Raw genomic sequence first — 19774 nt, 5'->3', positions numbered from 1 at the left:
GACCACCAGTGCGTTAGTGGTCTACTGCGGCTGCTCGGAGACCGGCCACTGCTGCTCGCAGCATGGACGCCGATCCGCTGCCGTCCGCGTAGTGGATGTGCTCGGTGCGGGCGTGCTGCGTAATGAAGCCCGTCGCCGCGTGCTTCGCGCAGCGCGTCGCGATAACGACCAAGTCAGCGGAGCGTGCTTTCTGCCGAAGCTGAGCACTGCCGACGTGATCGCTGGCCTTTGCGGCGTCCACTGCGGGGGCAAGCTGCTTGATCTCCTCGGCGCAGCGCGAGAGCACAGCGTCGTCCAGGGAGTACAGCAGCACTTTCATGGGCGGAAGGTCTGAGAGCGACAGCTCACGCTCATCGTCGTCGGAGCCGACCCGGTCCTGCCAAGAGAAATCGACACCAAGTTCCCTTGAGAGACGCTTGGCGAACGCCAAATCAGCTTCGTTGAGGCGCCCTTGGTGCCGCCAGAGCGGCTCCAGCAGGTTGTATGCGAGCTTGCTGCGAGCGTCCACGTCTGGGCAGGCGACCAAGAACAGCCGGTCGACGAAGTCCAGCGCAATTGATGCCCGTTCAGGTGAGACCCATCGACTGCTGTAGGCGCCGATCTCGTCGAGAAGTTCGGCGTAGGTGTGCGCCGAAGGGCCACTTCGGAGTGCGATCTCTGTGAGGGCCTGGAGCGCGGCGAGGTCGCCGGGGCCGAACCGGTCGAAGGCGACCGCGTTCCGAATGAATGCATGGGCGGTCAGACCAGCCGGAGCAACATATCCGTCGGCGTCAATGAACGCTCCAACCGCCCGCCAGGCCTCCTCAGCAGCTTGATTCTCCAGCCCGTCCAGGAATCCGGCGAGGGACGCATCATGAACTGCGGGTGGAGCCCACGCAGTCCAACTGCGCTGTTCAACTGCTGACTTGCCTGCACGGCTGCCCGCGGCTACGGCAGCGAGGAAGGCCGGCCAGGAGTCGATCGGCGGAATCGTTTTCGACACATCGTCTTCAGGAACTTGCGGCACGGGCTCTGCCACGACGGGAGGTGCTTCCTCGCCAACGCCTTCAGCAAGAACGCGTTGAGCGTCCTCCCAGACCAGCGGGGGCAGTTCTCCGATGCGATCTGCGCTCCGAACGACTGTCACGAGACGACGCAGAGCAGGCAGGTCCTCAAGGATGGTGGCCGCCATCAGAAGAACAGCGACGGCCTGTGCGCCGAGCTTGCCTGCATCGGTATCCAGCAGGGCAGGGACGAAGCGACCTCGTTCTTGGAGCTTCGCCCGTGCCGATGAGAGGTCGCCCTCTGCGAGAGGCTCCTCCAACGTCGAATACACAGCGGTCAAGATTGCTTCCTTGACCGGGAGGGGAGGGTCCTGCCGGATTGCGTCAGGCAGCTCAGGGAGTTGGAGAATCTCCTCACTGCGGCCGAGCCGGTCAAGCCGCTTGATCCTCAGGTTCGCTAGGTTGGCTGCGGTGACACCACCAGCCGCCGCTAGATGCTCAAGGACCACGTTCGAGGCGGCCTCAGCGCCCGCGGAGAGCGACGCATCGAACTCGGCGAGGAGCCGGCCGATCGGTTTGGCCACCCGCCACATCCTGGGAGGACGCCGAGCCTCGGTCCTCTGCATCAACTCCAGGGCCCCGGCCAGGTTCAGGCGGTGCTCAAGCGTGCGCCCCGTCTCCAGACGGAACGTGGTCCGATCGCCAGCGAAATCGCGGATGGCCTGCTCGATGGGATCATCAGGGTCCAGCCAGGCGGGCTGGATCCCAACCTGCTCGTCATACGCGATGTACGTCGGGCCAGCGAAAGCGCGGATCAACTCGGCTGTTTTGGCACGCTCGCCAGGTTCCCGTGCAATGACGTACACGACGAAACGATCGCGGTCCGTATAGACGCGCGGAAGGACTACGGGCGCGTCGTCGCCGCGTCGAATGGCTTCGACGAACGGCAGCGTGCGGTCCTTGTAGCGGAAGTCCGGATCGAGGTTCGGCCAGACACCGTTTCCTGGGCCGAAGAATCGGTGCAAGAACCCTTCGAGAGCCTCTCGCTGCTGATTCTGGGTCTGCGTCACGAGCCACTCCTCCACCGCTGAGCCAGGTCCAGCCGCGCCTGACCGGCATCTGGCCCGCCCACCTTGTAGGTGACCAACTCATCGTTCTTCGCCATACCGCGCACCGTGTAGTTCATCGACCCGGTGAGAATCCATTCCTGCCCGCACAGCGTCTTCTCGTGGACGTCGGGGTCGCGCTGGACATGCACTCGGTCCAGTTCTGCGGCCTCGATCCGACGCAGGAACGCATCGTTGTGAGGGTCCGGGCGCGTGACCACGTGGATGTGGGCCCCGGCTCCAGCGATGCGTAGAAGGGCGTCTGAAAGCCGCCAACTGCTCGGCGGAACGTCGCCAAAGAAGGCGTCGTAGGTGCCGTGGCTGTTGTCGATGACCTGCACATCCGTGATCCACGGCGAGACCAACCACAAGTCGTGGCTCGGGCTGAGCATCTCTGCCATCAGCGCCGCCGACAGCATCGAGTCGATGCGCAGCCCTGTACGAGCACCTGTGCGCACGGTCCTGGTCAGATTCTTCACTGGGTTGCCTCCCGCAACTCCACCCGCACACGGAGCTCATCTCGATGCCTGGCGTAGCCACGGACCTCCCCGTGGACCCGCAGGACATCCCGGTCCACCGGCAGCGCCGGCACACGGACCAGGGCTTCCGCCAGGGCCTGCGACTCGCCTGCTGGACAGACGAGCTCTGCGGCACCGCTATCGGTCATGGCCTTCTGATAGGCAAAGACCCAGTCGCTCGCCGTGACGTCCACTTCGGGCAGACGGTCGTTATGAGCCTCGCGCACGAGGAGGCGATCCAGCACTGGCGTGTCGGCATAGGGCTGGTAATGCTGGAGGTCCTGCGTACGAGCCTGCCGTCCGCGAGGCCAAAGCATGCTGAAGGCCTGGTCGGCTGTCAGCCGCTTGTTCCCGCCGACGTTCAGTTGCTTGTCGCCGACCGCGAAGGCAATGACGTTCGCGTCGACCTCAACACCGAGCCTCTGCTCCAGTTCCGCCCACGCGTCCACCATGGCGAGAGCCTGCGCGTCAGTGTCGGGTCCGGACCCTGGCCGAAGAAGGCGGGCCGACAACGCTGAGACCGCAGTGACACGCGGACGGCCGTCCAACTGTTCCCACGCGGATAGGAGGGTGTTCAGGGCCTCCTGGGCGGCTTCGGCATCCTCGGCTCCTCGCAGTGCGCGCATGGCTTCTGCGGCATCTCCCCCCGGCTCGTCGGACAGGTGACGGAGCAACCGGGTGAGCGTGGCATCTACATACTCGTAGTCGCTTGGGGCCAACGCACTGGTGACAAGCGCCCAGAAGCGGCGAGGGTCCTCCCCGTAGAAGCGCACCAGGCTTTCTACAACACCCAGTCCCCCTACAGAGGTTTCACTGAGCCACACGACAGAAGGGTCGCTGCTGGTGGCACCAGGCGCCACGTCGACGATCAAGTCCCCGTCCTGTGAGTCGGGGCAGGCTCGCTGCGCGGCGGCGAGGATCGCCGCGGCCACCGTGTCGCGATAGGCGCGCTGAGCCAGGTCCTCAGTCCGGGCAGCAATATCCGGGTCGACGAGGTGTTCGGCCGCACGGTCAACGGCGGCGAGAACCCGTGCGTCGCGCAGCAAGTCCGTGAGCCCTTGAACCAGTCGCGCATTCTCGACAGCGTGGTCGGGGTCGCTATTGTCGCGGTAGAGGACGCTCAGGATGCGAGGCAGCTCCCCAGTCCACGCTCCGTTAGCGAGTGCTGCTCGGATCTCCCCAGGAGTACGAGACCCCTTGAGGCCTTCGAGCGCGAAGGCGGTGAGATAGACCTGGCTGAGCCACGCACGCTGGAACTTGTTCGCGACGTCCTCGAGAGCAGGATCCCCGGCGAAGGTGTACGCGAACGCGAGTGACCGCCACTGCGGAGACGACAGGTACTCCCTGATCACAGCTTCCGAGGTGTTCAGGGGCCTGAGCAGGATCTGTGCAGCGTCGACACCCAGCCGGAAGCCGAGCGCAGCTGGCTTGCCGTGTAGTTCGTAGTAGACCTTGCGTGTCTCGACTTCTCCGCGTTCGAGCGCCACCTGACAATCGGCGCCGATGGTCATGCGCCGCATCTCGATGGGATTGCCGGCAGCGTGTGTAGCGAAGCGGACGGCCTGCACGCGCTCGTACCAGAGAGACGGGTTAGGAATGTCCGCCGGGGCCGGAGGCGCCTCCTCGGACACAACGATTTGAGTACCCCAAATGGGGAGGCCCTGCGATCGGTCGGAGATTTCCTGGCCTGGCTGCTCCAGTTTCAACTGTGTGGGCCGAAAGACCTGAAGTCCCTCCGGTCCATGCCCATCGGGATGCCAGGTCCCCTCGGGATCAGCGTGCTGCACGATCTGGGGGAGTGGCAGAGTGCTGCTGCCGGCGGGTGGAACTGGGAGCCATGTGCGGTGCTCATCACGGCGGTGCCCGAATCGTCGGCTGACGCGCCCCGGTACGGCCTCGCGTAGCGCCCTGGCGATCGGCAGTTGCTCCAACGTGTCGTTCGTATTGAACGGCAGGAGCAGTTCGACCTCCGGCAGATTCAGCGGATCGAAGAGTGAGCGCGTGATGAACTCGGGGAGCAGAGTACCTTCCTTCGCGCCCGGATCGATGCGCTGGAATGACCAGTCGCTGCGAAGGCGCCGCAGCGCCGTGGGAACGACAGACAGCAGGAGTGATCGGGGCTGTTCCCACAGCAGCGCCTGTACCTCGTCTGCGCTGACCTGCAGAGCTCTCCCCAGGTGCTGGGCAAGCTCGTCCTGGAGATCAGGCTTGTCGAGGATCGCCTGCAGCAGGGATGTCAGCATGTCGTGGCCCGGCCGGTCCTCGTTGCGCACGACATGGCCTGGGGGGGCCTTGAGGATCTTTCGGGGGTTGGCCCACAGTTTCTTGGAACGGAGCTTGCGGCTTGCCCAGTCCAACAGGGCCTGGGTGGCTTGGATCTTGAGTACGAAGCGGTTGCCGATCGGCAGGCTTCGTGCAGGCACCTGAGGCGCGAACAGGGTCTCGTACGCCTGGTATGCGAGTCGGTCGCGGCCGTAGTCCGAGAGGGTAACCACGGTCAGTGGCCTTGTGCCGCGCTCTCGGCCAGCGCGCCCTCGGCGCTGGATGAACGCTGCTGCGTCACGGGGCGCTTTGTGCTGGAGCACCAGGCCCACTCGTGGGTCGTTGAAGCCGACTTCTAGGGAGGCCGTCGCTACGGTCAGGTTCGCGTCGTGGTCGACCCCGACGTCCTGAGAGGACGTACGGCCAACATGCAGGTGGTGGAGTTGCAGGGTGGGGTCGAGGTCATGCCCGATCTTCTCGGCAATGTCCCACGACTGGCCGTCCAGGTAGCGCGCAGCATGCTCGTCACGTTCAGAGGAGCGCAGGCCTGCAAGCACGGGCTTGCGGCCGTTACGGCGGCCGGCGCGGTTCTGCCCGCCTTCCGCATCGCGGAGATCGTTGTAGAAGCGGTTGGTGACGTCCAGATCGTCCGTGAACAGGAAGCCCGTGGAGCCGTACAGATATTGCCTCTTGTCCAGGTCGAGCAAGCGGCCATGGAGCATGGCCGTTTGGATCGACGTAGACAGCAAGCTTGTTCCCGACACGGGGTCGCCGCGGAGTGCCACAGCGTACTCACGGCCCTCGAACGTCATGTCCTCGTCGGCCGGTTCAATCGGGTCGACATCGACCGGACGAAGACCGACGAGTTGAGCGAAGAACTTGTCCGCGTCACGAAGAGTCGCGGAGAGACCGACGAACGTCATGGGACGGCGGGCTGCCTCACGCCAGCGGCGCAACAGCAGTGCCACTTGCGCGCCGTGAAGCCCGCTATAGGTGTGGACCTCATCGAGGAGCACGAGGGAAGGGGCAGAGTCGCTGCCGCGCCAGCCGAGCAGCCACTCCAGATAGCTGTCGCCGCTACAGAGGTTCAGCATCTCCGTCGTGGTGAACAGCAAATCGGGAGGGTTCTTCTTGAGGGATTCCCGGGTGAGAGCAAGACGCCCGTCCTTCAGGACGTAGCCGCACTTAGTGCAGTTCAGTTGCTCACGGCCACGCTGGCGGTCCTCGTCTGTCCACTGGAGTTCCCCAGTGCCGCAGTCAGGGATGGGGCATGGCAGAAACGGGCACACGACTCCCCGGGGAGTGCGCTTCCAGGCAGTGGTGTGACGTGAGTTCGGTTCCAGCCTCTGATCCCGAGCATTCCATGGGGTATCACCGTAGAGCGCACCGACTCGGATGGGACGTCGCCGGCTCTCGTGCAGCGCCTGCTCGATGTCGTCAACAGACCGGATCGACTCTCGCAGTTGATCGCGCAGGAGTTCCTTGCGTGGATAGAGCGCCAGGGTGTGAACGCGCTTTGCCGCACCAGGGCGGGCGTGTTCCGCCATCGCTGCGAAGGCTGGCAGGTAGAACGAGAGTGTCTTACCGCTACCCGTACCAGCTCCGACGATGATCCCTTTGGACCGCTCAGAGTTGAGCGAGGCGAATACGGAGCGGGTGGCATCCAACTGGAAGCGTGCCAGTTCGCGGCCCTGCAATTGGGCTGTTGCTACGTGTTCTTGTACCTCACCCCAATGGGGAAGCTGTGCGAGGACGCGGAGTGCTTCGGATGCCGGGATGTTTCGGCGCGGGTAGCGTCGCGGCGCGACGTGTAGCCGATAGTCAGCGACGAGGCGCCGCTGATGCTGCCACCAACCAGGCCGCTCCTCCTGCGCCCACCCACCTCGGGTAAAGAGCTGTCGAAGACCAGTCGTGAGTCTGAGTGACTCCGCCAGCCGGGTGCGATACCGCGGCGGCGACGTCACGGGCACCGGCACCTCGAACAGCAAGGCACGGAGCAGGAACTCCTCCAGCACAGAATCAGCGGACATGCCGGCCGGGGCATCGTCGTGACTGTGCAAGAGACTGTCGATGGTCTCTATCACCTCGGCTTGGGAGAGCGCAGTCTCCGTGACGCCCCAGGACAGCAGCGGCAGTTCGCGGTTTTCCAGGTGATTCAGGAGTTCGTTCGCAAAGCGAACGTCGAGTTGCTCTGTCACGCTCCGGTCCTCTGCAGGGTGATGTGGATGTCCATCTCAAACTGGCGCAGCAGCGCAATGTCGCCATCTGTGATGTCGCGGAGCGTGGGGCTGGGGCGCTTCTCAAGCCGCTCCAGGAGCTCTAGTAGCTCGCTGGGGGGATCACTCTTGTCGTGTAGGGACTCCGCGAGGAGGGTGTACGTGCTGGTGAAGAGGGTGACGTCCGCCTTGGACAGGTTCCTGGTTGCCACCGCCTGCCGGAGTTCCTTCTCCCGGTTGCGTGCTGCCTCGCGTTCGTCGCGCGAGAGCATGGGGATCCGGGCCAGGGGAAGGTCGGCGACTTGTGCTGCTGCCCAGGTGACCCACGCCGTGCTGCTATCAGCCTTGAGCTTGCCTGACAGATCTTGGACTTTCTTTCTGGCTGTGTTGAAAACCGTGTCACTGGGCAGCCCGTTGAGGGCCTTCCGCTCGAACGCGGTGCGTGCGGTGTCGATGCCTGACAGGTCGGGCTTGTGCGTCGCGCCGAGTGCGGCAAGCGTATGGCTCAATTCCACTTGGGTTCTGAGTTCGGCCAGCGCAGCGCGGAGTTCTTTCGTGCGGCTCAGAACCCGCGCTGCCTCCTTCTCTCCGACAGCACCTGCAGCGATCTGGCGGGCACGGTTTTGCAGCTGTACGGCCTTGTCATACACAGACAAGTTGGTCACCAGTCCTCCCCGTCGTCTTCGGCGGACGGGACAGCGGTGAGCGTCTGCCACTCCACACAGATTTGCCCCACGTCTTCCGCAGCACTGTCGCCTGCGGAGCCACTAGAGCGTGACTCGGCGCTGGCAAGAGCAGCGTCAAGCCAGTCGTTGCTGGCAACGAGTAGTTGTTGAATCAGTTTGAGCGAGTCGCCGCGGTCCTTGACTGCCGCAACTACACGGGCATGCAGGCGAGTTGAGGGATCGCGGCTGTCGTCGCTTGCCTTGGCCAGGTCATCTTCGAGTACAGAGATGGCCTTCCAGTCCGCGTTCTGGGCGCCCAGAAGGAGAGTGTTGAATTGTCGTGTCTGTTCAGCGGTCAGTGGTAGTCCCACTTCTCGTGCGGCACCGAGAACGTCGCGGATTGCAGCCATGGTCTGGACTCCAGTGGTGCCACGTGGCTGACGGCTTCGGATCGAGTTGAGTAGATCTGCGTGGTGGGTGAGTTGGTCCTCGATGATGGTTGTCCAGGACGCGAACCCAGTGACGGCTGGCTTCACCCATTTCGGGATGTCCATGGTCTCGGCATCCCAGTTCCATACGGACGCGGCCCTGTCGAGTAGAGGAAGAACGCGTGCGGCGTCAACCATGTTGACCGCACCGATGCCTTGGGCAATGCCGACGGCATATCGGAGTTGCTTCACGAGTTCGGGGCGCACCTTGAGGTGTCCCTGGAGCATGTCCATCCACTTCGCTGCACGGATTCCACCATCCTCACGGCGCCACTCTTGCCCCTCATCGAGCGCCGCGGCAATGAGCTGAGAATGAGTCATTCCGGGCCAGGCCTTGCCAGCCATCGCCGCACCAAGCAGCGATGCGCGGAAACCCGCAACTAGGTGATCGTCGGTAACCTCCATGTGCCGCTGCAGTCGCGCAGTGAGATCTTGGCCGTGCTTCTCTGCCAGGAACGCCAGCCGTCGGATGTCCTCGGCTCGCGCCGGGAGCTCCCGGTCAGCCTTCAGCAAGCTGTCGAAGAACCAGCTGTCCTTCGGGCGACGGGAGAACGTGATGGGGGCATCCTCGACGCCGGCCAGGTTCTCCTTTGCGCCCTCGATGGAAACGACGGTCGCCTTCGTGGGCCAGGCCGCCCTCCGTAGTTCGGTACTGCCCACCTCCCGCATCAGAGGTGAGTTCCATTGGTACCGCTGCAATACTGCGGTGGAAACGACTACACGGATCCGGTTTGCGGTGGCGGTATCCAAGCCGCCTTCGAGGGTCACCCAGTCGTCCACTGTCTCCAGCATTCGCTGAAGCTCCCTGGGTAGCTCGTCGTGTCTGCCGCTGGCGCCTGTATCGGGCCTCGCCCCCCCGCCATCAGCCAGCCCTGAGCCGGTGGCAGGCACAGTCGGAGGGCTTTGCCCTTCCTCACTGCTCAGCGGCTCCAGAGAGAAGGCCTCCAGGATGGTGGGGTGGAGGTTGTTGGCGTGCTCAGGGGCGTCTCCCCAGAACTCGAGCACGAGGTTCCGCCGCTCCGCAGAGTCAGGGTCGTGCTCGGCTACGAAGCCGAGCACGTCACGGCTAACTGGTTTGTCGAGCTTCGTCGGCCGGAACCGTTGCCGGAACATGGGGTCGGGGAATTTGCCCTGCTCCATGGCAGTGGCATGCTCAACCAAGACCGGTCGCACGACGCTTCCCAGCACGACACGGGGGTTGAAGGACCAAGGCTTGGCCTGGTCTGCTGTCGAGTGTACGGCCCTCACGAGAGAGGACTCGTTGAACGGATACAAGCCGTGGCCGTCAGCGGTTACTCCGAACGCCTCGTGGCACTCCGTACGGAACGAGCAGGTCAGACATTTATTGGGGACCTCGTCATTGTTTGCGCGCTCAAGTTCTTCGCGGCCCAAACGCCCAGCGTTCAGGTAGCGGCCGACGAACGACGCAATCTCTGTGCGTCCCGTCTCCTCCGGGCTGAAGGGAACATCCAGGTGGTATACGTAGCCCGTCCCAGCCTGGATACGGGTCAGGGCTGTCTCATCCAAGGATTGGAAATAGCCCGTCGTCACGGCCATGAGCGTGCGGATAGGAGCGAGAGTCGTCTTGCCCTCACGGTGCGCTGCCTCTACAACGGCATCTAGGAGGTCCCGCTGAACCCCTTGGATGAGAGCAAAATCCTCGATGAGCAGGACAATCTCCTTGCCCTGCCTGTGATACTCCTCTCGAACCTGCGTCATCGCATCGAGGAGCCGGCCTGCCCCAAGGTTCGCGGCACTCTTGATAGCGGCTTCGAGGTGCTTATTGAGGAGATCAACAGCGATGCTTTGAAGGTCGCCGCGTGTGCTCATGGTGCCAAGCAGGCGTTGCGCCATGCCAGACGCGGATTGGATGTCACGAATGTCGAGCGGAAGATCACCGACGCTGAAGCCCTCGGGGCGGTCCGCTTGCCCATCCCGGCGATTGTGAATCAACTGGTGGGCCAATTCGGGCACGAACTTGCCGGGTGCGAGCAGTTCCGCACGGACATGAGGGTCGAGGAGTACCGCTGCCAACTTGCCTGGACCGACAAGCATTCGGGCCAACGGGCGTGACTCTGAGCTAGGAGAGGTCGCTTCAAGCGCCTCGCTCAGTTCATTGAGGATGCGCCTCGCCAGGGACTCCTCGTCGATGTCCTCAGTGAACCTGTTGATGTCATCTTTGAGTTGAGCCAACTCGCTGCTGTCTGCCTTCGCGATGAGCGTGCTGACAACAGCCTTGAGACTGGTCTTGGACTTCTCGAGGTAGATGACCTCTCGCTGGTCCGCCCCCTCCTCCATCACGGCCAACTCTTCGCGCACCCACCGGACAAGGTGCGACTTACCAGAGCCAGACTCGCCGACGACCGGCATGAGCAACGCGCCGCTATCCGCCCGGAGCGCCATGAACTCGTTGAGTACCGACCTCTCACCGATCGGGTTGCCCTCGATAGCGAGTTCTTTCCCGTCCATGATTCGGGCACGCTTGATCCGTAGCGGCGCGTGAGTGGCCAGGAAGACCGCCCTCGAAGGGCTGACTGCCTCTGTGTTGATGGTGGAGGCTGCCACTGCTGGTTCCCAGCAGAGCATCCCGCGGAAGTCAGCCATCGGTGGGCTCCAGGATGGTGATGTCGCTAATTGGGCGTGGGCTGCCGGGTCGTTCAGGATCATGCAGCAGAAGGATCTTTCGGGCATCGTCGTCATGCTCCAGGCGAAGCCACTTCTCGTCGTGGCCACGTAGCAGAGCGAACGACAGTGCAGTGCCGGCCGTACTGTCACCCGGACTGGGGATCCCTACCGCGAGCGAGTGTGCGCCGCCAGGCAGCACAGGTAGGTGCTCTCGCAGCACTTGCAATGCCTCAACAGCATTGACGCGTTGGCCGGCCTGCCACACTTCGAGCACGGATTGCTTGACAGCAAGAGTGCAGTCCGGGACTAGCGGGCCGCGGCCGTCAGTTCGGAAGACAGGTGCAGCAGCGAGACCGAGCGCAGTCGCCCAATAACCGAACCGGGGCCACCGAGTGTCGTTGGCGAACAGGGGAAGGACCTCGTCCTTCAGTAGTCTGCGGTCCTTGCCGTCCTTCTGATCCAGGAGTCGCTGTGCGGCGACCCAATCAATCGGTTGCTCCATTGGGTCGTGCATGAGAAACCACGCCAGGGCACGAGTCAGGTCTCGGGGCCCTGTCGGGTCGTTGTCGGCGCCCAGGTCCGTGTTGTAGTCCGCTTTGAGAACCGCGCGACGCAGGATGCGGGTGTAAGTCTCCAGATCGTCGCTGCTGGCGAGTTCTTTGGTTGGGCCGACCAGTGAGAGTTCTTGCTGGTTGGCATCGACGTGCGCCAACTCCAGGACCTGGAGGGAACTGATGGCGCAGTCAAAGGGAGGCCTGGTCGACGTGTCCTCTGAACGCAAGGACGGAGGACTGACCAGCGCCCGCGCCTCGTCCAAGGCGATGCTCTTCCCCAAATAGGTAAGGAGGCGCACGACCGCCCACGTCTGGGAGGGGATGGCGGCGTCTACGTTCAGAAGAGTCATCAGAGTTCCTCCAAGGCACGGCGGATCGACAAGTTCGCCGGGTGGACATCGACGAGTGGTGTACCTCGGCGTTCTGGGTGATGCATGGCCCGGGGGTGGATCAGGTAGGTCGGTGCATCCCAGGTGAAGCGTCGAGCGATCTGAGGCCCTGGAGCTTCTGTGTTCGGGTCCGCCATCCAGATAACAGGGCCAGCCCAGTCCGACAGGAGGACTCCGTCGTCATCGATGATCACGGTGCGGGTGCGTGCCGTCGCCTTTAGTTGGCTTCTGAGACGCCCGTCCAGGCCTGGCCCTCCGACCACGCAGATCCTGCGACGGACAAGGCTTTCCACGAGCCGAGCCGCCAATGCCTGGTCGTTGGTGTCTTCCCACCAAAGGCTCAAGCATTCACGGTCCCCAAAGTACGGCGCCAAGGGCAGATGCCCGTGACTCTCGGGCGCTGGGAGTAGGGGCTGTGGTTCTCCAGCAAGTCGGTAGAAGCCTGACGGAAGCAGCCTGGCTGTGGCCCTGCAGTGAGGGCAACCACGGCAGGTGATACCGGTGCGGCGATAGCCACCACCGTGCGGGATACGGTAGTACGCGCCCAGTACGTCGCCGATGCACTGATCACCCCGCAGAGTAGCTTTCAGTTCACGGAGTGCCGAAGCTCGACCATCCAGCAACTTGTGACGCTCAGCTTCAAATCGATCATGAAAGCTCTCGGGGTTCCTCGCGTCCGAGTCCAGGAGTTCCACGTCTGCGTAGCCGTCAGCCGTGGCATAGAAAAGGTCAAGCCGCGCCTTCCAGAAGATATCCGACTCTCCCTCATTCTTTGCGGGAGCCTGTGGTGGATGGACGGCCACAATCCCCGATCGCATCATGAGATTCAGGATCCGAATGTTCCATTGCCGGTTCCGTTGAAAGCCCTCGTTCATGTCAGGGGGGTAGGCATCGAGACTCACTCGGTGACGCCCTTGGATCGTCTCCCGGCCGTGGAACATCGCCTCCCACCGCTGCCATGCGCGCGGGGCGCCAATGACCACCTCGTCGCTCATCTTGTTGGCGATGGCCTCGTCCTTGCGAGTGGTGGCCAGGTAGGCGATTGAAGGGCTTCCGTTGCGCCCTGCCCGGCCGACTTCTTGGTAGTAGCGGTCCACCGTTTCCGGCAGGCAGGCGTGCACAATCGTCTTGCCGTCGTCGAGATCCACGCCCAGACCGAAGGCAGAGGTGCCAACCACGACGTCGTACCGTTGCTCCACATCGCCTTCAGCCGTCCTACCAGTCCATCCTTCCAAGGCATCACGACGTTCTGGATCGGTGGAGTCACCAGTAACGACAGCTACGCGTCGAAGACCGTGGTTACGAAGTCGGCCCGCCCACTCCTGCGCATCTACGACCTTGGTCGTGTACAGAATCATCGGCTTCGGCAAGTACGAGACGGCATCGAGGACGGCGGCCTCCCGGTCGGCCTCGCTCCGAAAGACGTCGATGTAGTAGCTCGGCTCGTGACGGAGTTGGGATGCCCAGACGATCCTCGCCCGCCGCGGCGAAGCGAACAGCGAGTCGAGCGTCTCCACCTGCTGCCCAGTGAGTGTCGCGCTCATCGCAACAGTAATTGGCTGCCGCCCCTCTGGTGCCTTACTGAGCCAGATGCGGCGGTAGCTCGACATCGTCTGGAACGCGGTGCGGAAGCTGTTGCCCCACTGCTCGACCAGATGTGCTTCGTCGATCACGAAATAGTTGAGCAAACCGGCCTCAGCCGCGTCCTCCAAAGGCTGCTTCAAGCTTTTCACCAGAGCCTCGGGCGATGTGAATACCAGCCGTTGACGGCCGGCCGCGATGTCGTCTCGTATCTGTTGCCGGTCTTCTTCCGACAGCCCGCTGGTGTAGGCGTACCGGCGTGTGGGGCTGTGATGTCCGTACCGTTCAAGGGTCTTGAAGGTGCGCCGTTCCAGGTCCGCTGCTAGAACACTCGTAGGCACAACCACCACCGATACGCCGCTGCTCATGCTCGCCAGGAGCGCGGGAGCCATCGCAACGGCGGTCTTTCCATGTCCCGTGGGGAGACAGACGATCGTGGTGCTCCCCGGTTCGACAAGCGCGATAGCTCTGGCTGCCTGCCGCTGGCCGCTCGACACATAGTGACTGTGATCCTCACCGAGGGCGGTCGTGAAGAACGGGTCAGCCGGATACGACTCCAGCTTGCGACGGTGCGGTGAGTCCTCGCCGAGATGGATCTGCCGAAGATCCTCTTGAGCCGCCTGGCGGGAGACGTCATCTGGCACGGGTGGATGCCACGGCAGCGCGCTCACCCACAGGTTGGCGCCACGATCGCGAATCGCGGTTTGGCAGCGCATCTCTTCCCACTGTGCGCGACTAGGCAGCCGCGGAAGTAGCGGGACCGTGAATCCAGTTGTGTTCTCACGTGCTTGAGCTTCGAGCAGGATCTGTCGAGTCAGCGAGGCAATGTCCCTCCACCCGCTGGACTTGTTGGCCAGAGCATCGCGGAGCCTGCGCAACGTCCCCTTTGCTTCAGTGAGTTCGGGGAGTTGCTGGAGGTCTCGGTGCTTGGACAGGTGGTCGAAGAGCGTCTTGGCGCCGGTCCAGTTGTCAGTTGCCACGACGGACCCTCCTGAGCCCCGTCTTCACCAAGCAGGTCGCAGCCACGAGCCGAACCGTCGGTTCGCTCAGTGCCCGCACGAGCGCATCGGTGATGTCGACATCAAGCAGATAGCTCTCTTCGCCTCCCAGGAGCCGACCCGCTGCTTGTCGGGCTTCCGCCTGCGCTTTCGCGACGGCTAGGCGTTCCTGCCCCTGTTGCTGGGCCAGGTCGGACCGTTCGGCCAAGTTGGTCACTCGCCTGAGTTCAGCTCGGGCGACCTTCTCAGCGGCACGTGCGGAAGCTTCGTACCCGGGCTGGCCGTCGAACAGGTCCAGCAACTCGTGGATGTTGCCAGAGTTGTAGTTGTGGTCGGTGGTCCTGTATGGGGCATCCAGCCACTTCTGGGTGTTCTTGTCGGTCAGGGCCTCGGCTGCTCCTGCCGGCACCCACACCTTCAGCGTGAAAGGCGGGAGGAGCTGCGCAGCTTGGCGCCTCAATGCTGCTTCAGCGTCGCGGGGCCTCCGCACGAGAGGCAGTGCCAGTTCGAGTGCCGAGGAGATGTCGGCTTCGACGAGGAAGTCGAAGCCGAAGTGGGGCTCCGGCTCGCCCCGGTGGCTCGGGTCTGCACGCCAGAAGGCCGTGGCCTGGCCGCGGTCGTCGCACCACACAACGTTGGCGAGCATGTCGACGAGCGGACTCCCGATACGGAACAGGCGTGTCCCGGGGGCTTTGAGTGCCTCGGACCTACTGAACGTGCCCTTGGCCGCGTCCTCGGTGAGGTTCCGTCGGTCGTAGAGGTGCGGGGAGATGAGGGTGCGCGATTTGAGGTCGAAGACCTCGCACATGCAGTCCTTGATCTTCCGGGTGGTGTGGCGAAGTTTGATCCCGTCAGAACTCTCTTCGCCGGTGTATCCCAGCATGGCTTTGCGGGTGGCGTCCCAGCCAGCTTCGAACGTTGCCAGCCGTTCGGCGAAGTCGATGTCGTGAGGGGACGTGCTGAAGATCGCCTCAAGGGTGTCCATGGTGTTGATCTCGTGGAGGGCCTTGGCGAGCGTCTCCTGCACAGTCTCGGAATAGCCAGGCAGGCCTTCTGGCCCGTGCTCGAGTGCCTCTGCCCAGACGTCAGGGAGACCCTCCGCGATGGCGTCCTGGAGTGTGGACACCGAACCGCCGAAGATGCGGTATCCATCGGTGAGCAGCGAAAGCCACGCCTCGGTGTGCGCTTCAGCATCCGTGAGTACGAACTGGAGTGGTGCCTGGCGCTGCCGGTGGGACTCGACGTAGCGGTCGGTGCGGCCGAGACGCTGCTCGAGTTGGTTGGGCGACCACGGCAACCGCACATGGATTACGGTCTGGGCGGTCTGGAGATTCAGCCCGTCCTCGGCAGAGTCATCCGCAATGAGAACGGCAGCCTTCTCGCTGGGTTGCCGCCATGCAGTAGTGGCCGACTCTGATGCGTCGGGGCCCGCGCTGCGGGTGTGCTCAAAGAAGCCGACCTTGTTGAACCGTGCGCGCAGACGCGCGGTGAGCGTCGAAGCGAGTGAGCCTGGTCCACAGAAGACGATGATGTGTCCTCCCTTGCGCAGGGCCGGGAGAAGATCGTTGATGAGGTCGTCGACTTCAGACGCGCGGGCCTCGTCTGTGATCTCTGATTCGAGGCTGTCCAGACTCTCTGCTTCGTGGGGTGCCAGTGGCACGTTAGAGAGGTGGTCCCGCTCGCGGGCACTCAGACCGGCACGCTGAGCGGCGGCTTCATCACCGCGGACCCGCCAGCGAAGTGCGTCGAGATGGTCGGCGGACGGGCCACCGAGACGGGACGCGAGCACGGCCAGGGCCAGGGCGTAGTCGGCGCGTTTACCCTCAAGCTCTTCATCAAGGAGATGTCCCCACAGTCGGGTCTGCCATTCCAAGAGGCTGTCCGCGGCCGGGGAGTGGGACTTGGCCGTCAGCTTTGTCGGCTCCGCGCGACCCCGCACCTCGTAAGGGACGGCCGCTGAGTCCTTGTCTTGGCGGAGTACGTTCAACCGGCGGTTCCTGATCACACGCCGGTGCAGTCGGTACGTCTCGCTAATGTGTGCCCGAAGAGTAGCGACGCGCGCTGTGAGATCCCGCACCCCCGCCTCCGACTCGTCGAGGAGGTTCTCCTCCTCGCCGAAGAGGGCGCGCACTTGGGCCCCCAACTGCTTGAAGCGGGCGTCTTCGGGGGGCAACAGCGTCTCGATGATGCCGATCGTGGACGGCAGCAGCGGATAGAAGTCTGCGTTCAAGCCGAGGACGTGGTTGGCCAACTCAGCCCGGTCGTTGTACCGCTGCTCGAACGCCTCCCGCTCGCTCCACTTGTATACGTCGGGATCGAGTAGATGCAGGAGCCCCAGATGTGTGGTGTGCCGGGAGGTGACCGGCGTCGCGGACAGGAGCAAGAGCTTCGACGCAGAGTGCGCGAGATCGCGCAGTGCGCAGTAGGTGGGGTCAGTGTCATCACGGTCTTGGACCAACTGGTGGGCTTCGTCGACCACAAGAAGATCACGTCCGAGGTGCTGCTCCCACACCTCGGGAGAGTCGTGGGATATGACCTTTACGCGGCTCGGGAAGTCATCGGTAAAGAACTTCGTGCGCAGTTCGGCCACCCACTGCCGGCGCAGAGACTCGGGAACGAGGAACGTCACACGTGCCTGCGGGTTGTCGATCAAGGTCTGCAGGGCCACGTATGAAGCCTCGATGGTCTTGCCTAGCCCGACCTCATCAGCGAGTAGGTACCGCTGGACGGGGTCCGAGAGCACGGTCAGCGCGGCGCGGACCTGATGTGGGTAGATTTCGGCGGCAGCGGCCAGGAACGCCGGTGTACTCGCGCTCGCCGCGCGTTGAGCGACCAGGCTATGCAGCATAGGAATGCGCGCGTTGTAGAGGTGCCCGGACTCGTTGCCCCCGGACACGAGAACCTCAAGAGGGTCACGTACGGGCTTATTCCAGCGCACACGGAGTTCGGATTCTCGGACCGGCATGTCGTAGCCGGCGTTAGGGAACCGGACGAAGTAGCCCTCAGAGGTCGCGTCCAGGACGCGACCGGGCATCCACTCGTCGGTGCTGGGGTTGTGGCGAAACACGCGTGTTTGAGGTTTCAACCGCACGCGCGCGCATGCGACAGCGGGGATGGTCTGGGATTCGATCTTGGGCTCGGCCGTGGACTCGAAGAAGTCCACGCGCAGCGAGCCGTCGGTGATCGCGCCGACTCGTCCGATTCCAGGGGCCCCCTGGAACTCGACGAGGTGCCCAACCGCGAAGCCCGAAGACATTCTTCTGCTCGCCCCCCACCTGCTCGTTTAACAACTGACACGAGCTTAGGCGCCCCCACTGACAACACGGTCGACGGACTATTAATGAAACTCGCACACATATTCGAGATTGGATTGCGGGTGTGTCGTTGATGGCACCTACCTGGCGTAAACATAGCGGGTTAATCGGCACAAAAAGGGTAATCGGATGCGCCGCGCGACGCGTGACGCGCCAGAAAATACGACTGAAACGGAACCTTGCCCTGCGAGGCAAGCTCGGCTTCGCGGCCGAGGGAGGCTCGCCGTCACGATCGTGCCGCCGCGAGGAGTGGGTCGCGTGACCTGCGCCGGTTCGAAATGGCTTCGGCGTGTAGGGGTGCACGGCGTTAAGTCGTTCACGCATATGCCTCTGACAGTGCACTTGATCTCGGCCAAAGTCCTGAGCCTGGGGCCGGGTACGTAGTGTCAGTGCCCTGGGCTGTACTGTCTGGGCGCTCGCCTCGCTGTCCGTCCGCGGCGTGGTATCGGCGCAAAGACGACATCACTGACACAGAGAGAAGAACGTGAAGCTCCCCGCCCCTGCCGGTATCGCGACCCTCGTCGCCTACGTCGCCACCATCCCCGCGGCGAACCTCGCCGTCACCCATTTCGGAGCCGTCCCCGTCGGCTTCGGCTACGCCGCCCCTGCCGGCGTCTACATGGTGGGTCTCGCCTTGGTACTTCGGGACCTCGCCCGTGAGTCCGCCGGCCGTGGTGCTGTTCTCGCGGCCATAGCCGTCGGCACCATCCTGTCGTACTTCCTTGCTGACCCGGCGCTGGCTGGCGCCTCAGCTGCCGCCTTCGCGGTGGCCGAGACAATGGACTTCGTCGTCTACGAGCCTCTCCGGAAGCGCGGCCTGCTGATCGCGATGCTCGCCTCGAACGCCGTCGGCCTGCTGGCGGACAGCCTCCTCTTCCTCAAGTTGGCCTTCGGTTCCTTCGAGTACCTGCCCGGCCAGATTCTCGGCAAGGCGTGGATGACCTTCGCTGCAATCGCCGTGCTGGCCCTCCTTCGACGCAGCAAGCCAGCGAGCGCGAGCGCCTGATCACCTCAGCACCGTTGGCGACGTCATCGAGGGTGCTGGTGAGGGCGTCGCGTGGCACTGACCTGTGCACGCGCAGCACCAGGACAACTCCCCGTTAACGTCTGGCCATTGACGCCAGGGCACGAGTCGCAAGGCCAACTTGCCCCGCTCCTGGTGCCTCCGATACGGTCGCGTCATCAATGAGGGCCCCACCGTGCCTACTAGGTCTGGTGGGGCCCTTTTGTGTCCTCTCGAACCCGGGGGGACCGAGTGTCGCGTGCCACCGTCTTCTTCAGGTTTGGCGGCCAGGGAGACGGCGGCCGTGCTCATGCGAAAGGACAACTGGTGAGTACACACCATGGCACAGGCTCCAGCCAGCAGTCACCCGGGCATGGCCCCGCAGATGACTCCTGGGGCCCGGAGGCTCCATCGTCGACGTCCGCCCCTGTACGGCGTGCAAACGTACAACTGCTGGTCGGCGGCCGCACCGTCTTCGCGGTGTACATCTCGCCCGCGATTGTGGCAGGTACAGCAGTTGCGTCCCTGGTACTCGGAGCGGCGAGTGGGGGCCACTGGCCTTGGCCGTAGAACCGTGAGACAGGCCGCGGGGCCACCTGCTCCCGCGGCCTTCGGCCGGCCATTGAAGGCACAGACGGCGTGCTGCAGTGTCTCGTCGGCGTGGCCCTGGGCCGCGCGCTATCTGTAGCGGCGGGTCGGCACGAGCCTAGCCACTGCCAGAGTTTCGCTCGCTTCGTCTTCGTCCTCTGGCGCAGGTACCTGCCGTACAGCTTCGATATGCCGCTCGATCCCTCGCAAGTTCTCCTGGAGGTCCATGGTCACAACCCCGTCTACGGTGACCTTCAGCGGATCCGCGAGGAGCTTCGCTCGCCGCTCGCCCAGCACCTCCAGCGCAACTGCGCGCACCGATCGCAGGCGGAAGAAGCGGCGTTCCAGGTCGGCCGGGTCGGTGTCCGGGCCGACCTGCGCGAGCAGCCACGACCGCTGGAACTCGTCCACCAGGTTCACATCCCTCGGTACGAGGTACGGCCTGGAGCCGCTCGGGGAAGTGGCTCCAGGCCGTACGTGTGAG

Annotated in this window: 10 protein-coding genes; 1 reads left to right on the top strand and 9 read right to left on the bottom strand. The window is 63.8% G+C overall.

Going from position 1 to position 19774, the window contains the following annotated elements; all coding sequences use genetic code 11:
- Nucleotides 1-13 precede the first annotated feature (13 nt).
- The 8 genes from dpdD to dpdE are packed head-to-tail and all read right to left on the bottom strand — an operon-like array spanning nucleotide 14 to nucleotide 17641.
- Nucleotides 14-2053 carry a protein DpdD gene (dpdD, locus tag ACQEVG_RS06525; protein WP_432978379.1) on the bottom strand — a complete coding sequence of 680 codons (2040 nt, stop codon included), beginning with the start codon at nucleotides 2051-2053 and terminating at the stop codon, nucleotides 14-16.
- On the bottom strand, nucleotides 2050-2568 hold the full coding sequence (gene dpdK / locus ACQEVG_RS06520) for a phospholipase D-like domain-containing protein DpdK (protein ID WP_432978376.1): 519 nt from the start codon (nucleotides 2566-2568) through the stop codon (nucleotides 2050-2052). The genes dpdD and dpdK overlap by 4 nt, the downstream gene beginning before the upstream one ends.
- Nucleotides 2565-7067: a protein DpdJ gene (gene dpdJ, locus ACQEVG_RS06515; RefSeq protein ID WP_432978373.1), complete on the bottom strand. Its 4503-nt coding sequence runs from the start codon at nucleotides 7065-7067 to the stop codon at nucleotides 2565-2567. The genes dpdK and dpdJ overlap by 4 nt, the downstream gene beginning before the upstream one ends.
- On the bottom strand, nucleotides 7064-7750 hold the full coding sequence (locus ACQEVG_RS06510) for a hypothetical protein (protein ID WP_432978370.1): 687 nt from the start codon (nucleotides 7748-7750) through the stop codon (nucleotides 7064-7066). Before ACQEVG_RS06510 ends, dpdJ begins: the two co-directional genes overlap by 4 nt.
- On the bottom strand, nucleotides 7747-10842 hold the full coding sequence (gene dpdH, locus ACQEVG_RS06505; RefSeq protein ID WP_432978367.1) for a protein DpdH: 3096 nt from the start codon (nucleotides 10840-10842) through the stop codon (nucleotides 7747-7749). The genes ACQEVG_RS06510 and dpdH overlap by 4 nt, the downstream gene beginning before the upstream one ends.
- Nucleotides 10835-11767 carry a protein DpdG gene (dpdG, locus tag ACQEVG_RS06500; protein WP_432978364.1) on the bottom strand — a complete coding sequence of 311 codons (933 nt, stop codon included), beginning with the start codon at nucleotides 11765-11767 and terminating at the stop codon, nucleotides 10835-10837. The genes dpdH and dpdG overlap by 8 nt, the downstream gene beginning before the upstream one ends.
- Nucleotides 11767-14367: a protein DpdF gene (gene dpdF, locus ACQEVG_RS06495; RefSeq protein ID WP_432978361.1), complete on the bottom strand. Its 2601-nt coding sequence runs from the start codon at nucleotides 14365-14367 to the stop codon at nucleotides 11767-11769. The genes dpdG and dpdF overlap by 1 nt, the downstream gene beginning before the upstream one ends.
- A complete protein-coding gene (dpdE, locus tag ACQEVG_RS06490; RefSeq protein WP_432978358.1) occupies nucleotides 14357-17641 on the bottom strand; it encodes a protein DpdE in 3285 nt (1094 codons plus the stop codon). The genes dpdF and dpdE overlap by 11 nt, the downstream gene beginning before the upstream one ends.
- Before the next feature lie 542 nt (nucleotides 17642-18183).
- Here dpdE and ACQEVG_RS06485 point away from each other — a divergent pair.
- Nucleotides 18184-18705, top strand: a complete 522-nt coding sequence (locus tag ACQEVG_RS06485) for a VUT family protein (RefSeq protein WP_031477126.1) — start codon at nucleotides 18184-18186, stop codon at nucleotides 18703-18705.
- A gap of 675 nt (nucleotides 18706-19380) precedes the next feature.
- On the opposite strand, the gene ACQEVG_RS06480 is transcribed toward ACQEVG_RS06485, so the two are convergent.
- Nucleotides 19381-19701, bottom strand: a complete 321-nt coding sequence (locus ACQEVG_RS06480; RefSeq protein ID WP_432978354.1) for a hypothetical protein — start codon at nucleotides 19699-19701, stop codon at nucleotides 19381-19383.
- Nucleotides 19702-19774: the final 73 nt, after the last annotated feature.

The sequence above is a fragment of the Streptomyces sp. CA-135486 genome (assembly GCF_050936555.1).
In the GTDB taxonomy this organism is placed as follows: domain Bacteria; phylum Actinomycetota; class Actinomycetes; order Streptomycetales; family Streptomycetaceae; genus Streptomyces.
Note: the sequence above shows the minus strand (reverse complement) of the source record. Positions and strands in the feature narration are given on the sequence as shown.

Coding starts and splice junctions, on each gene's coding strand:
- dpdG (WP_432978364.1), bottom strand. CDS start 11,767: ATGACTCTTCTGAACGTAGACGCCGCCATCCCCTCCCAGACGTGGGCG.
- dpdE (WP_432978358.1), bottom strand. CDS start 17,641: ATGTCTTCGGGCTTCGCGGTTGGGCACCTCGTCGAGTTCCAGGGGGCC.
- dpdH (WP_432978367.1), bottom strand. CDS start 10,842: ATGGCTGACTTCCGCGGGATGCTCTGCTGGGAACCAGCAGTGGCAGCC.